The 14,050-nt window shown below is 60.6% G+C and carries 8 protein-coding genes, 2 rRNA genes and 2 pseudogenes; 5 read left to right on the top strand and 7 right to left on the bottom strand.

Going from position 1 to position 14,050, the window contains the following annotated elements; translation table 11 throughout:
* Positions 1-149: 149 nt before the first annotated feature.
* Positions 150-3,211 (top strand): 23S ribosomal RNA (locus tag BMIN_RS00215).
* 162 nt (positions 3,212-3,373) lie between these two features.
* A 5S ribosomal RNA gene (gene rrf / locus BMIN_RS00220) occupies positions 3,374-3,490 on the top strand.
* Positions 3,491-3,639: 149 nt separating this feature from the next.
* Here rrf and BMIN_RS00225 read toward each other — a convergent pair.
* Positions 3,640-4,088 (bottom strand): annotated as a pseudogene (locus tag BMIN_RS00225) (fuconate dehydratase); the annotation flags it as partial.
* Positions 4,089-4,300: 212 nt separating this feature from the next.
* On the opposite strand from BMIN_RS00225, the gene BMIN_RS00230 reads away from it, so the two are divergent.
* Both BMIN_RS00230 and BMIN_RS08795 read left to right on the top strand, forming a co-directional pair.
* Positions 4,301-5,350 (top strand): LacI family DNA-binding transcriptional regulator, encoded by a 1,050-nt coding sequence (locus tag BMIN_RS00230; protein ID WP_022861717.1) that lies wholly within the window; start codon positions 4,301-4,303, stop codon positions 5,348-5,350.
* Between the two features lie 36 nt (positions 5,351-5,386).
* A complete protein-coding gene (locus BMIN_RS08795; protein ID WP_081648075.1) occupies positions 5,387-5,647 on the top strand; it encodes a hypothetical protein in 261 nt (86 codons plus the stop codon).
* An 86-nt stretch (positions 5,648-5,733) separates the two neighbouring features.
* Here the strand turns inward: BMIN_RS08795 and BMIN_RS00235 are convergent.
* A pseudogene (locus BMIN_RS00235) lies at positions 5,734-6,518 on the bottom strand (nitroreductase family protein).
* A gap of 167 nt (positions 6,519-6,685) precedes the next feature.
* Entirely contained in the window at positions 6,686-7,057 is a 372-nt protein-coding gene (locus BMIN_RS00240; protein WP_022861715.1) for a DUF4235 domain-containing protein, read from the bottom strand.
* Between the two features lie 184 nt (positions 7,058-7,241).
* Here BMIN_RS00240 and BMIN_RS00245 point away from each other — a divergent pair, with 184 nt between their 5' ends.
* On the top strand, positions 7,242-7,940 hold the full coding sequence (locus BMIN_RS00245) for a histidine phosphatase family protein (protein WP_022861714.1): 699 nt from the start codon (positions 7,242-7,244) through the stop codon (positions 7,938-7,940).
* Between the two features lie 47 nt (positions 7,941-7,987).
* Here the strand turns inward: BMIN_RS00245 and pulA are convergent, their stop codons facing one another.
* From pulA to BMIN_RS00265, 4 genes are all read right to left on the bottom strand, one after another.
* On the bottom strand, positions 7,988-10,024 hold the full coding sequence (gene pulA, locus BMIN_RS00250) for a type I pullulanase (RefSeq protein WP_022861713.1): 2,037 nt from the start codon (positions 10,022-10,024) through the stop codon (positions 7,988-7,990).
* Between the two features lie 187 nt (positions 10,025-10,211).
* Positions 10,212-11,129: a sugar ABC transporter permease gene (locus tag BMIN_RS00255; RefSeq protein ID WP_022861712.1), complete on the bottom strand. Its 918-nt coding sequence runs from the start codon at positions 11,127-11,129 to the stop codon at positions 10,212-10,214.
* A complete protein-coding gene (locus BMIN_RS00260; RefSeq protein WP_022861711.1) occupies positions 11,129-12,532 on the bottom strand; it encodes a carbohydrate ABC transporter permease in 1,404 nt (467 codons plus the stop codon). The genes BMIN_RS00255 and BMIN_RS00260 overlap by 1 nt, the downstream gene beginning before the upstream one ends.
* A 112-nt stretch (positions 12,533-12,644) precedes the next feature.
* Positions 12,645-13,886: an extracellular solute-binding protein gene (locus BMIN_RS00265; protein ID WP_026647610.1), complete on the bottom strand. Its 1,242-nt coding sequence runs from the start codon at positions 13,884-13,886 to the stop codon at positions 12,645-12,647.
* Positions 13,887-14,050 lie beyond the last annotated feature (164 nt).

The following is a 14,050-nucleotide window of genomic DNA, read 5'->3' on the forward strand; positions in this document are numbered from 1 at the left end:
GCAAGTATTTTTGTACTTGCTTTTGTAGTTTCGAATGCATGGCCCCCGTGTGGGGTCGTGCGGATCGTTTTGTGATCATTTGTGTGATGATTTGTCGTCTGGGAGTTCAGATGTCGATGGGTCCTTGCGGTTGGCGTGCGCGTTGGCGTGTGTTTGCTTGCAAGGGCGTATGGTGGATGCCTTGGCAGACAGGACCGATGAAAGACGTTGCAGGCTGCGATAAGCCTCGGGGAGCCGCCAAGCGGGCTTTGATCCGAGGATTTCTGAATGGGGAGACCCGGCGGCCGTCATGGGCCGTCACCGCCTTGTGCGGGGGGTACGCAGGGAAGTGAAACATCTCAGTACCTGCAGGAAAGGATATTCCGTGAGTAGTGGCGAGCGAAAGCGGATCAGGCCAAACCGGGCGCGTGCATAAGCCGTCAGGCGTTGCGCGTCGGGTGTAGTGGGAGCGTGTGTCCAGCCTCTGACGGGGCTGGCGGGAGTGATAAAACGACGTGTTAGGCGAGCAGGATTGAATGCCTGGCCGCAGAGGGTGATGGCCCCGTAGCCGAACGTGCGTCGTCTTCCGATCGCGTCTCCCAAGTAGCACGGGACTCGTGGAATCCCGTGTGAATCCGTCCAGACCGTTGGATAAGCCTAAATATTCCTGTCTGACCGATAGCGAACGAGTACCGTGAGGGAAAGGTGAAAAGAACCCCGGGAGGGGAGTGAAATAGTTTCTGAAACCGTGCGCTTACGAACCGTCGGAGCCCTTCGGGGTGACGGCGTGCCTATCGAAAAATGAGTCTGCGAGTCAGTGGTGTGTGGCGAGGTTAACCCTTGAGGGGGATCCGTAGCGAAAGCGAGTCTTAAAAGGCGTTTTCAGTCGCATGCCCTGGACCCGAAGCGGGATGATCTAGCCCTGAGCAGGTTGAAGCGCGGGTAAGACCGCGTGGAGGACCGAACCCACTTAGGTTGAAAACTGAGGGGATGACTTGGGGTTAGGGGTGAAAGGCCAATCAAATTCCGTGATAGCTGGTTCTCTCCGAAATGCATTTAGGTGCAGCGTCGCGTCATTGCCTCCAGGGGGTAGAGCTACTGGATGCTTGAGGGCCCTTATCGGGTACCGACAGCAACCAAACTCCGAATACCTGAGAGGTGTACCGCGGCAGTGAGTCGGCGGGGGATAAGCTCCGTCGTCGAAAGGGAAACAGCCCAGATCGTCGTCTAAGGTCCCTAAGCGCGTGCTAAGTGGGAAAGGATGTGGAGTCGCATAGACAGCCAGGAGGTTGGCTCAGAAGCAGCCATCCTTGAAAGAGTGCGTAACAGCTCACTGGTCTAGTGGTTCCGCGCCGACAATGTAGCGGGGCTCAAGCACGCCACCGAAGACGCGGCAGCGTCCCCTTGGGGGATGCTGGGTAGGAGAGCGTTCCATGCGGGGCGAAGCGGCGGCGCAAGCCGGCCGTGGACCGTTTGGAAGCGAGAATGCAGACATGAGTAGCGAAAGACGGGTGAAGATCCCGTCCGCTGGATGACCAAGGGTTCCGGGGCCACGTTCATCGTCCCCGGGTTAGTCGGGTCCTAAGGCGAGGCCGACAGGCGTAGTCGAATGGATGAAGGAGTTGATAGTCTCCTACCGGCTGGCGACCGCCCAGTCCGAATCGGTGGTGCTAACCTCCGGTTCCCGCGAGCGCGTCCTTCGGGGCGTGCGGACGGGTGCCGTTGGGATCCCCGCCGTCAGTAGGACAGCACAGGAGTGACGCAGACAGGTAGCCGGCCGCGGAGGTGGTTTTCCGTGGTCAAGCGCGCAGGCCGTCCCGTAGGCAAATCCGCGGGGCTCGTGGCCGAGGCGTGACGATGGGGCCCGTTGGGGCCGAATCCGGTGATCCTGGCTGCCGAGAAAAGCTTCGGTGCGAGGGCGCCAGCCGCCCGTACCCCAAACCGACACAGGTGGTCAGGTAGAGAATACCAAAGCGATCGAGCGAATCCTGGTCAAGGAACTCGGCAAATTGCTCCCGTGCCTTCGGCATAAGGGAGACCCCCGTGGGTGAGGCGCCTCGCGCGCTCAGCCCGTGGGGGTGGCACAGACCAGGGGGTAGCGACTGTTTACCAAAAACACAGGTGCATGCGAAGACGAAAGTCGCTGTATATGCACTGACGCCTGCCCGGTGCCGGAAGGTTAAGAGGATCCGTCAGCTTCGGCGAAGCGGTGAATTCAAGCCCCGGTAAACGGCGGTGGTAACTATAACCATCCTAAGGTAGCGAAATTCCTTGTCGGGTAAGTTCCGACCTGCACGAATGGCGTAACGACTTCCCCACTGTCTCGACCAGGAGCTCGGCGAAATTGCAGTACGAGTAAAGATGCTCGTTAAGCGCAGAAGGACGAAAAGACCCCGGGACCTTTACTATACCTTGGTATTGTCATTAGGTGCGGATTGTGTAGCATAGGCGGGAGACTGCGAGGCATGGGCGCCAGCCCGTGCGGAGTCGAAAGGTGAAATACCGCTCTGTTCTCATTTGATGTCTAACCTCGATGGGTCATCCCCATCAGGGACAGTGCCTGGCGGGTAGTTTAACTGGGGCGGTTGCCTCCCAAAGAGTAACGGAGGCGCCCAAAGGTTCCCTCAGCCCGGTTGGCAATCGGGTGTTGAGTGTAATTGCACAAGGGAGCTTGACTGTGAGACCGACGGGTCGAGCAGGGACGAAAGTCGGGAATAGTGATCCGGTGCCGGCGTACGGACGCGGCATCGCTCAACGGATAAAAGGTACCCCGGGGATAACAGGCTGATCATCCCCAAGAGTCCATATCGACGGGATGGTTTGGCACCTCGATGTCGGCTCGTCGCATCCTGGGGCTGGAGCAGGTCCCAAGGGTTCGGCTGTTCGCCGATTAAAGCGGCACGCGAGCTGGGTTCAGAACGTCGTGAGACAGTTTGGTCTCTATCCTCTGCGCTCGTTGGAATCTTGAGGAGACCTGCCCATAGTACGAGAGGACCTGGGTGGACGAACCTCTGGTATGCCGGTTGTCACGCCAGTGGCACCGCCGGTTGGCCACGTTCGGAAGGGATAACCGCTGAAAGCATCTAAGCGGGAAGCCTGCTCCAAGATTAGGATTCCGTGGGGCCATCGAGCCCCTGGAGACCCCATGCAGAACACATGGTCGATAGGCCGGACGTGGAAGCCCCGCGAGGGGTGGAGCTGACCGGTACTAATGGTCGAGAGGCAATCACACTCCCCATCGCTGATGGGGCGTGGGGATCCCGGCGTCTGTTCCCGTTCGACAGGGAGCATGATGGTCACGGGACGATCCTCGAGGCTGCGCACGCGTCCACCGTCCGGTTCCCGGACCACCACGGGCCATCCCATGCCCGCGCGTGGGGTGATAGTTGAGATTTGCGGCGGCCATGGCCCAGGTGAGACGCCCGGCTCCATTCCGAACCCGGAAGCTAAGGCCTGGCACGGCGATGGTACTGCACTCGATAGGGTGTGGGAGAGTAGCGCGCCGCCGCATCACGTGATCGGACCCCGGTCGAGCCTTCGGGCTCCCGGGGTCCTTCCATGCCCGGAACACGAACGAACACCCAAACACACAAGTGGGTAGGCGGCGAGTGGGTAGGCGGCGTCGAGATGTGCGCCGAACACGTCCGTGGCGTCCGGGTGTTCCGGCATATAACGGAAGTCAAGGGTGCCTACGAGCTCCTCTGGCTCCATGTCGCTGAGCACGCCACAGCGGCTTGCCCGCACGCTTGGCTTTGATGTCCCACAGCGCCTATGGCCATGTGCTCGACGCCTTTCTCGGGGCCCAGCCAGCGCAGTTGCGAATCATGCACGAGGAGGTACCAGGCGATTTTCATGTTGTCGAGAAGCTCCTCGACGTTGCGCCCGATCAGGACGTGGGACATGGACTTTATGGCCTTGCATACCACATCGTTCCCCCGACCGATGGTAAAGACGAATCCCGATCCGCGGATTCCATCGTCGGCGTCGGTCGATATTTCCGCATAGGCCGTCGAGTAGTCGGGATCCTTGTTCATGGCGTCCGATCCCGAAAGGGTCTGGGAGGTGGGAAAACGAAAATCATAGATGCGTACCGTCGTTATGGGACTCATGTCAGGCTCCTTTGCCGTGATGTGATGTACATCACACAATGCACGTCGGTTTTTGAAAAACGTATAGTCGGGAAGGAAAATTTCTTTGTCCCACTATTCCTTCTTTGTCCTGCCATTCCTCGTCCCCCAGAGTTTCGCGGGAAGACGGTGATGAGGTGCCCCGTCCGATACTGCGTCCCCGCTACCATGGCGATATCGGAAAGGACACCATAATGAGTGATGCGTCGAAGCGTAAACCGCGTGTCAGCGAGTTCGCAAGGCTCGCGGGAGTGTCCGCGTCAACGGTCTCCAAAGTGATTAACGGACGATCCGGGGTTTCGGAGGAGACGCGCCGCGCGGTCGAGACCGTCCTTGCCGATTACGGATACTCGCGCCCATTGGTCAGCACCAAAATCTCGCAGACCATTGAACTCGTCGTCGAATACATCGAGAGCAACGGAACGATCGAAATGATCAGGCACGCGTCCCACTGGGCGCTTGAGCGCGGATGTGCGCTGACGGTGACGCAGACCGACTCCGGGAAGCGTCGCGACGAGTGCTTTCGCGGAATAATCGACCGCAATCCGCTCGGCGTCATCGTGCAGATGTCCGACATGACCGACGACGAGGAATCCCTGTTGCGATCACGGAACATCCCGATCGTCATCGTCGATCCCGTCACGACGATAGGCGAGGACGAGATGGGGATCGCCATCGACAACTGGACCGGAGGCTTTCGGGCCACCGAGTATCTTCTCTCCCTCGGGCATCGACGCATCGGCGTGATCACGGGGCCCATGGGGACGCAATCGGCTGTCGCGCGGTATGGGGGGTACATGGCCGCATTGATGAAGGCGGGAATCCAGATGGATCCTGATCTCGTCAGAGCGGGGGACTATCTCCCGGAGAAGGGCTATGAGGCCGCATGTCGTCTTCTCGACCTTGCGGATCGGCCGACTGCGATCTTCGCCTGCAACGATCTCACCGCCGTCAATGTGTATCGGGCGGCGCGTGAGCGACGCATCACTCTGGGGACGCAGCTGTCCATCGTGGGATTCGACGACGTCTATCCCGCCCAGTACCTCATGCCGGCGTTGACGACGGTCAACCAGCCCTTCGATCTTGTGGCGAGGAAAGCCGTGGACATGATCATGTCCGTCAGGAACGGCGAGGCCGTCGAGAGGCACGTCGTTCTGCCCACGAGTCTGGTCGTGCGGGAGAGCACGCTTCCCCCGCAAGATTCATCTCCTCTGGACGACCCCTCAAAGGATGGCGGGAACTGATGGCGGGACGGCGACGACGTGTTGCGGGGTGTGGTCATGCACTACTTTGAGCCTCGTCGCTGCGAGTCCAGCGGGAAAATCATGTACCACGACCGTGGGCAGGCTCAACGGGCGGCGGAGCGCAGCCGTATCGAACGGGGGATCGAGCTGTGGACGTATCACTGCGACTTCTGCGGAACCTGGCATCTGACGCATTGCGATCCGGATTCGCGCCTCCCCCGGGGCGGTCGAAGGAATCACGCGCGACGGCCGGGAACTGGTAGTCGCAAGCGCGGATACAAGCCGCGACGACGTTGATGGGAGAGGCCCCGCGGTCGGGAGCCCCTCCCATCGCCTCGGAGGCGTTTCCCCCGGAGGGTTATTCCGCCCGATGCGGCGGAACTCTACCGATCAAGCGAGAATCCCTGGTCTTTCGCGGGCTGTGAGACTCCTTTGCCGAGCACGTCGGTCGACACCGCGGCGGTCGCGATCTGTTGGCTGAGGGCGTCCACCGGACGATCGGCGTTTCGCAGATCGTAGTAGTGATGCACGGCGTCGTCGAAGTCGTCGATGTATCCATCCAGCAGTGTCTCGTCATCCTGCGGATAATGGTCGGTGAAGAACTGAGCCTCGCGGGGGAGGCGCGGCTTCAACGCCGGCCGCTGATCGGCGTGCCCTATGGCAAGACCGAGAACGGGATACGTGTAGCGTGGCAGTCGCAAAGCCTCTATAAGGCCCGCGACGTCATTGAGGATGGAGCCCAGAACAACCGTTCCCAGACCAAAGGCGTTCGCGGCGGTGTCCATGGCATGCAGAGCAAGAGTGGCGTCGTTCTGCGCCTGGGTGAACCTGTAGCTTGTGGTCAGCGTGAAGGACCCATCCTCGATCCCGATGCCGCGTCTGCGGGCGATCATCGCGTTGCGCCGCTCGTCGATGACGAACACGTATAGCAGTGGCGCCTCGGCGATGTAATGCTGGCGTCCAATCTCGGCCACACGATGCTTCAGATCCGAATCCTCCACGCGTATCGCCGACCAGTCATTGAGATACTGGCTTGATGGCGCCTCTGTGCCGCCTGCTCGAGAACATCGACGATTTCGGGAGCCACGGGTTCGGCGGTGAACTTGCGGATGGACCGGCGGGTGAGAAGAGTCGTGATGATATCCGGTGTTGACGATGATTCGCTCATGGACAACAGTGTGCCACCGTTGTGTTGTCGTTATGAGAATTTACGCATATGGCGCCATCGTTCCATCGACGTCCGCGCGGTCGTTCCTGCCCGGCGTGTCCTGGTTCAGTGTCCTGGTTCAGGGCGAACAGGACGCGGCGTCGAAGGCATCAGGGCCGGTTCCCCGACTAGAGTCCGGAGCGGCGATGGCGGCGCCGGACCCATGCCTGCGAGCCGCGGACGGAAACCTCCGAGACGATGGCGACGAAGGCCGCGGACAATGCCGAGAAGGCCAGAGTCGGAAGCAGTGCGTCCGATCGCCCCTCGTCGTTGGCCCCTCGCGTCGGATGCGCTCTGTTCCAGACGAGGGAGAACAGCTTGCCGGCCGCAGCCCCCGCCACGGTGGGCGCCAATGCCTTGAGCAGCTTCTCGGTGAGCGAATCCGGATCGTCCATTCGTGCCTTGCGCATCGCGTTCACCTTCTCGTTAACCGTGTCCAGCTGCTCGATAATCGAGTCGGCCGTGACGCCCAGACCGTTCTCGTTGTGGAACTCATCCATACCCTCATACTACCGAACGCGGTCCGGGGACGTGTGGATGCGACGGATGGCCGCCTCGTCCTCTGTCGTCGCCGCGAACGGGTGGGGTCTCCGACGACAGGCGGCTCAGACCCGACCCGACCCCACTACGGTCGTCGCCGCGAACGGATGGGATCACCATTCGAGTGGGCTACCATGAGAATCTATGAGCGACAATCTCATAACGGGTAAGGGTGCCCAGCAGGCGGGCCGTCTGATCATTGTCAGACATGGCCAGACCGAATGGAGCGTGTCCGGCCAGCACACCGGACGCACCGATCTTCCTCTCACGGAAGCGGGTTGTGAACAGGCCCGTGCTGTGGGCGAACGTCTCCGTGGCGTCCTCGCGAGATCCTCAGAAGCCCCCGTGGTCCTTGTCAGTCCTTTGCTCAGGGCACGTCAGACCGCGCGGCTGGCAGGGTTCGATGACGTCGAGGTCGTTCCGGACATCACCGAATGGGACTACGGCAGAGCGGAGGGACGGACACGGAGAATGGTCGCCGACGCCATCGGACGCGAATGGGAACTGTGGCGTGACGGTGTCGTTGCCCTTCCCGAGAAGATGAGCGGAGAATGGGATGAGACGCTGGGCGATGGCTCCGTGGTCCATGTTCGCAACGGTCGGGGCGAAGCCTTGGAGGAGGTCGCTCAGCGGGCCCAAAGGGTTGTGGATCGTGCGCTACCTTGGATTCTGGATGGCCGTGATGTGGTGTTGGTGGCGCATGCGCATGTTCTGAGGATTCTTACGACCCGTTGGCTGGATGCCGACGCGTCCTTGGCGCGGCGGCTGCGGCTGGAGACCGCGCACTATGGAATCCTCGGACTATACAAGGGCGACCGTGTCATCGAACGGTGGAACGTGTGACTTCCCGTGTGACCCCTGGGTGACTCCCTCGGGCCATGGACTCGACGTCAGCGCGCCTCCCATATACGGAAGGAGTGCGCGGGGGATATGGGCAGGGCTTCGACGGCGACGCGTCCCGGCTGAGATTCCTCGCGCCCGCCTCGCGTCTGCGCAAGAACCGTGCGGGAGTCCGCCAGAAGGCGCCAGGCCGTGGAATCGTCGACGGATGAGTCATATGTCGCGGGGACGGCCTCTCCGGGGACGGCCTCAAACGGGACTTCGGGCCGGAGGACGACGTCGTCATCTGTGGGGTTTGCCGATATGAGGATCGAGCCCGTTGTCGCTGCGATGACGGGGGAGGGGGAGGCCACTCGTTCGCGTGTTCCGTCGAATATCTCCGGATGCGTCCGCCTGATGGCGATAAGCGTGCGATACCATCCCGTAAGACCGGACATCCTCCGTGCCTGCGCCCAATTCAGCATATTGAGCTGGGCGCTGGACTGGAAGGAGTTGTCGCAGCCGTATTTGGTCCGGGCGAATTCCTCTCCGGACAGCATGAATGGCAGTCCGGCGGCCATCAGAATCAGTCCGGCGGCCATGGTGTTGGCCTCGAGGATGTCATCGACATCGCGTTCCGCGTCATAATCGGCGATGGTCGGATGCCCCTCGCGCATGCTTAGACATAGTTTGTCCCATAAAGTCAGATCGTCGTGGGCTGATACGTATTGGATCAGCTGCGCCACGGACGCGGGTTCTCGCCGCGTCCCGCGCCAGCCGTTCAGCGCGTGGAAGACCTGCGTGGCGAACTTATCCGCACGTCCGTTCACATACCCTTGGTCGAGATCGTCCGTCACGCTACCTTTGATGCTGTCTCGCGTCCCATCGCAGAACCAGCCGATGCGGGTGTCGAGATGCTGGGTCGACCCGTGCCTGCCGAGGAGAACGCCGCGCCCGACCTCGGTGTCGCCAGCCGACCAGGGCTCTCCATACATGAGGATGTCGTGGCCGCCATCGAGCGCGTCCAGTCGTTTGCGGGCCTGGTTAAGCGTGTCCACATCGATAAGACCCATCAGGTCGAAGCGGAAACCATCGATGTGGTAGTCCTTGACCCAGTGAACAAGCGAATCGATGATGAACCGCCGGAACATAGGATGCTCGCTCGCCATGTCGTTGCCGCAGCCCGAACCGTTCGACAGGCTCCCATCCGCGGCGCGTCGACAGAAGTATCCGGGGACCATGCGCTCGAAGGCGTTGTCGGCACGGTACATGTGGTTGTACACGACGTCCATCACCACCCGGAATCCCGCGGAATGCAGAGCCTGGATCATCGCCCGGCATTCGCGGATCCGCACATGCCCGTCATAGGGGTCGCTCGAGTATGAACCCTCGGGAACGTTGTAGGCGATGGGATCGTACCCCCAGTTGTAGGAGTCTCCCGTACGCTCATCCACGGAGCCATAATCGTAGAAGGGCATGATCTGGACGTGCGTTACGCCCAGGCTTTTCAGATAGCTCATCCCCGTGGGAAAGTCGTCGTCCGTGTCCATTGCCGACGGGTCAAGTCCGTCCGCCGCGCGTGCGGATTCACAATGGGATGATTCGTCGGTGAAGGCGAGGTACCGGCCGCGATGGTCCGCGTCGATGCCGCTGTCGGGATCGACGCTGAAATCTCCGATGTGGGTTTCCCAGATCACCGTCGCACTCAAAGGGATCTGAGGGGAGACGTCCTGATCCCATCCATCGGGCGTTGTCGTGGCCGTGGACGAGTCGAGAACCATGCTGCGCTCGCCGTTGACCCCACTGGCCGTACCCCATGGATCGCTGGTGCGGTGGATGACTCCATCGGGGAATCGTACGAGATAGTCGTAATAGCATCCTTCTCCGACTCCCTCCTGCGTGATGGACCATGCCCCGTCCCGTGTCTGCTTCAAAGGCAGCGTGGCGATGGCTTTTTCGTTCGGATCCGATGTGGTGAAGAGCCTCACGGAGACCGCCTCCGCGGTCGGGGCCCATGTGGTGAAGGTCGCTCCGTCGCCCTGCGGAATCGCACCAAGCGGCCCGTCATAATATGGCAGTGATGATGAGGAAATGTCGGAAGAATGCATGGTGAGTCCTTGTGGGCGTGTGATATGGATTCCGCCGCTTGTGGCGGGGCTATGGAATCCGTTTTCAGGCGTGATCGTGGATGAGCGGATGAATGGCGCGTTGGGTTGGCGCAAAGGTGGTTACAAGAATGCCGGGCGGAGCGATGGCAACCGTTCCGCCCGGCATCGATTCATTGAATGGGAGGCGTTATCCCTTGACGGAACCCGACATCGATTCCTGATAGAAGCGCTGCATCACAATGAACAGGATGGCGATCGGGATGGAGACGCACACGGCTCCGGCCGCGAAACGCGCGTACCAGTCGTTGATGTATTCCTTCTGAAGCATCTGCCACAGTCCCAACGCGACGGTGAAGTTGTCCTGCGTGCGGGCGATGGCCTTCGCCATGACGAAGTCGAGCCACGGGGTGAGGAATCCCACGATCGCCTGATAGACGATCATCGGTCGGCAGATGGGGATGGTTATCTTCGTGAACACCTGCCAGGTCGTGCAGCCGTCAAGATACGCGGCCTCGTCCAAGGACATCGGGATGGTGTCCATGTAGCCTTTCATTACGTAGAATCCGGCGCCGGATCCCGCGGAGTACACGATGATCAGGGCGAGAATCACCCATCCGCCGGAGGTCAGTCCGAAGGCCTTGAGGATGAAGTAGATTGCGATGACGGCCATGATTCCGGGGAACATTCCGAGGACAAGCGCGATGTTCATGAACGCCTTGCGGCCGCGGAAGCGCAGCCGGGACATGCAGAACGCGACGGAGAGGACGAAGAACAGCTGGATGAGGCACACGAAGATCGCGATGATCATCGTGTTGGCGAACATCCTGGGGAAGTTCATGACGTTGCGATCGGTGAACAGCTGGACGTAGTTCGCGAAGGTGTACTTACGGGGGAAGAAGGTGGTCTGGTAGGGTGCGGTGTTCTCGTTGAAGCTTTCCAGCAGCACCCAGACGATCGGGAGAAGCCAGATCACGGCCATCACCGCGAGGAAGACGTGGGTAACCACGTCGCCGAAAATGCGGCGTTTGCGCTGGTCGTGCATGAAGCCATTGCCCTGTTGGGGTGCGGTGGAAGTCATGGTCTGCTCCTTGGTGTCCTTTCTCATCAGCGGAATCCCTCCTCGTTCTTGTATGAACCCGAGCGTCTATAGGTGATCAGCGAGATCACGGCCAAGACGATGAAGGTCATGATGCCGATGACGGCGCCGAGGTTATAGTTGGATTTGTCGACCGTGAGCTTGTACAGCCAGGTGATCAGAAGATCGGTCTTTCCTGCGGACGCGCCCACCGGGGTCGGATCCCCGCCGGACAGCAGGTAGATCACGTTGAAGTTGTTAACGTTCGCGGTGAAGGTCGTAATCAGGTATGGCGTCATGACGAAGAAGATGTACGGCATCGTCACGTTGACGAAGCGCTGCCACCAATTCGCGCCGTCCAGCTCCGCCGCCTCGTACAGGTCAGCGGGGACGTTCTGCAGAATACCGGTGATCTGCATGATGGTGTAGGGGATGCCGATCCACAGGTTGATGACGATGACCGTGACTCTCGCCCATGTGGCGTTGGTCAGCCAGGGGAGTCCCTGATCGATGATTCCCGCATTGAGCAGAAGACGGTTGATGGCGCCTGTGGGCTGCAGCATCGTACGCATGACGAGCAGCGAGACGAACTGCGGAACCGCGATGGACATCGAGAAGCATGCGCGCCAGAAGGCTTTTCCATGCGTGGTTTTGCGGTTGATGATCATCGCCATGAACATGCCGAAGAAGAAGTTGAGGAACGTCGCGAAGAACGCCCATACCAGAGTCCAGACCAGCACGGAAAGGAACAGCTGGGCGTTGACGTCGCCGCTGCTGCCGAAAACCGTTTTGAAGTTCTGCAGGCCGACCCAGTCGAAGAGCACGACGTGGTTCTTGTCGTAGCTGGTGAAGGCCATGGAGATCATGAAGACCAGCGGGAGGATGGTGAAGGCGACGATCCCGAGCGTCGGGAGGAACATCAGTGAGATGTGGGCTCTGGAGTCGGCCAGCGCGTGCAGATCCTGGCGGAACGTCGTGGGGCGTTCCCCGTTGCTGAGGGCCACCTGAGCCTTGTATGCGCTTTTGACGGATGCGACGGCGATGAGGACGAAAAGCGCGATGACAAAAAGCGCCATGACCCCGTACAGAAGGATCTGGACGGAGTTGTCTCCCGCCTTGTATGTCCAGAAGCCATCGGCGTCCTGGACCTTGGTCTGGGCGACGGTTCCCAAGGTGTGGAGCTTGCCCAGATACGGCCACAGGGACACGAAGAAGTAGGCGATGACGCCTGCTTCGAGGGCGAGAAGGATGAGGCCTTTGATGAACTGTTTGCGGATGATGTTGCCCAGCCCGAAGACGATGAGGGAGAGACGCGTGATGATGTCTCCGTTGCGAAGGGCCGTTCCCGCCGAATATGGTGACGGTGTCAGTCCGCCGGAGGTCTTCCCGTGCTTTCGAGCCTGATGCGAAGCCGCCCTTGTCGCGGTTGTCATGGCGTATGACCTTTCCGAGGTGTGGATGGATGGAGGCTGAAAGGAAGGGCGCCGCTTCCCGTGCTTGATGGGCAACGGGCGACGGCGCCCTTCCTTGGGCTTAATGGCTCAATTACTTATTGTAGGAGGACTGCCATGCGGCGGTCTTCGCCGCGGCGTTCTCGGCGGTGACCTGCTTGTTGGCAATCGCCTTGCCGAAGGTGGCGCAGGGATCCCAGAAGTTGGCCATGTCCGCAACCGTGGACTGCAGGGTGGAGGTGTTCGCGATGGTGTCCATCTGCGCGACAGCGGCGGGATCGTCGGTGACCGAGCTGGCCAGGGACTTGTCGGTCGGAACGATGGAGCGCATCTCGAAGTGGGCCTTCTGCGCCTCGGTGGATCCGAGGAACGCCGCGAACTGGGCCGCGGCCTTCGGGCTCTTGGCGTTGGGGTTGTAGGCGGCGGCCTTGGAGCCGGAGAACGCCTTCATCTGGTAGCTGTTGCCATCCTCGGTCGTGAACTCCGGGAGCTGTGCGGCGCCGTAGTTGTCGCCGAGCGCCTTCTTGACATCGGCGGCGTTCCAGGTTCCCGAGAAGAGGACGTCGGCTGTGCCGTTCTGCAGCGCGGCAAGTCCCGCGCCGTTGTCGTCATCGGCGACGAAGTTCGAGTTGTTCACCATGCTGACAAGGAACTTCGTGACCTCGGTGGCGTTGTCGCCAAGCTTGATTCCGGCGGAGTCGTCGGTCCCGTTCTTGCCGAAGATGGTGGCGCCCGCTCCGACGTAGAACGCGGGGAGGTACCAGGAGTTGCTCACGTTGAAGGAGACCTTGCCCTTCGTGAGCATGGTGTTCAGCGACTTGATGTCCTTGGACGAGAACTTGGACTTGTTATAGTACATGAACCATGTGTTGCCGGTGTAGGGAACGCCGTACAGGTTGCCGTCGGTGCCGGTGACGGAGGTCACCATGGACTTGTCGTTCTGCTTTTTGACCTGCTTGACGGCATCGGTGCTGAGCTGTCCGATGGCCTTCGCGTCGATAAGAGTTCCCAGCTGGTCGTTGGCGAACATATAGACGTCCGCGGCGGCGGTGGGGTCCTGCTTGACGGTGGTGGCGGCGTCGCCCTCGGCGACGACGGAGTTCTTCCACGTCAGAGTGTACTCAGGGTGGGCCTTCGCGAACGCGGCCTCCATCTTGGGCAGCCATGAATTGGAATCGGTCTGATCCTCCTGCGGCCCCCACACCGTAAGAGTGACGTTGGTCTTCTTCGTTGTGGTGCTGGCCGTGCCGCTTCCTGATCCGGAGCCGCATGCGGCGACGCCGAGCAGCAACGCCAAGGCGGTCCCCGCGCCCAGGATCTTCTTCATGTTTGTCATCCTTGACCTCCTCTAACTGCGCCTCGCCTCGTCGGTGAAGCGACTGTTCTCTCTATGGGGAGCGAAGGCTGCGTGCGTCGGCAGGTCGCCGATTCCCGTACCCATCCATGGCGTGGATGATGCCCGCACACCCCTGAACAACGTTCAGTATATACATGAAATGC

The organism is Bifidobacterium minimum, assembly GCF_000741645.1.
Taxonomy (GTDB): Bacteria; Actinomycetota; Actinomycetes; order Actinomycetales; family Bifidobacteriaceae; genus Bifidobacterium; species Bifidobacterium minimum.

Excerpts from the sequence above, each read along its gene's own strand:
- BMIN_RS00245 (WP_022861714.1), top strand. The coding sequence starts at position 7,242 with ATGAGCGACAATCTCATAACGGGTAAGGGTGCCCAGCAGGCGGGCCGT.
- BMIN_RS00260 (WP_022861711.1), bottom strand. The coding sequence starts at position 12,532 with ATGACAACCGCGACAAGGGCGGCTTCGCATCAGGCTCGAAAGCACGGG.
- BMIN_RS08795 (WP_081648075.1), top strand. The coding sequence starts at position 5,387 with ATGCACTACTTTGAGCCTCGTCGCTGCGAGTCCAGCGGGAAAATCATG.
- pulA (WP_022861713.1), bottom strand. The coding sequence starts at position 10,024 with ATGCATTCTTCCGACATTTCCTCATCATCACTGCCATATTATGACGGG.
- BMIN_RS00265 (WP_026647610.1), bottom strand. The coding sequence starts at position 13,886 with ATGACAAACATGAAGAAGATCCTGGGCGCGGGGACCGCCTTGGCGTTG.
- BMIN_RS00240 (WP_022861715.1), bottom strand. The coding sequence starts at position 7,057 with ATGGATGAGTTCCACAACGAGAACGGTCTGGGCGTCACGGCCGACTCG.
- BMIN_RS00230 (WP_022861717.1), top strand. The coding sequence starts at position 4,301 with ATGAGTGATGCGTCGAAGCGTAAACCGCGTGTCAGCGAGTTCGCAAGG.
- BMIN_RS00255 (WP_022861712.1), bottom strand. The coding sequence starts at position 11,129 with ATGAGAAAGGACACCAAGGAGCAGACCATGACTTCCACCGCACCCCAA.